Genomic DNA, 573 nt, shown 5'->3' on the forward strand with positions numbered 1-573 from the left:
TGGCCGCGCATTGATGGCGCGCCCGAAAATGATCTTACTTGATGAGCCGTCGATGGGGCTTTCACCACTGTTGGTGAAGGAGGTGTTCAGTATCATCGAGAAGATCAACAAAGACCAAGGCATTACCATGTTGCTGGTGGAACAGAACGCAAACTTTGCGCTTCATGCGGCCGACTATGGCTACATCATGGAATCCGGCAAAATTGTGCTCGATGGCAGTAAGCACGAGCTGCTTAATAACGAAGACGTGAAAGAGTTCTATCTGGGTGGCGGCGATGAAGAGCGCAAGAGCTTCAAGAATCTTAAGTCTTATAAACGTCGTAAGCGCTGGTTGTAAGGAGTGGAGATGAACGAATTATTCGATGCAAAAGAGTCTTTATCTTCCGCTGAGAGAGAAGATTCGTTGTTTCAACGTCTGCCGACACTGATTGAAAACGCAAAAGCAAACAGCGAGCACTACGGTAACATTTTTGCTGATATCGACGCCTCAATCGCAAGTAACCGTGAAGGGCTCGCCCAGTTTCCGATCACTCGCAAATTCAATGTCCCAAGTCAGCAGCAACTTAAGCCGCC

At 48.2% G+C, this 573-nt stretch carries 2 pseudogenes; both read left to right on the forward strand.

The features are described from left to right. Nucleotides 1-337 (forward strand): annotated as a pseudogene (locus R7Z50_RS29610) (ABC transporter ATP-binding protein); the annotation flags it as partial. Nucleotides 338-346: 9 nt separating this feature from the next. Then, a pseudogene (locus R7Z50_RS29615) lies at nt 347-573 on the forward strand (phenylacetate--CoA ligase family protein); the annotation flags it as partial.

This window comes from Vibrio sp. 1249-1, from assembly GCF_033340495.1.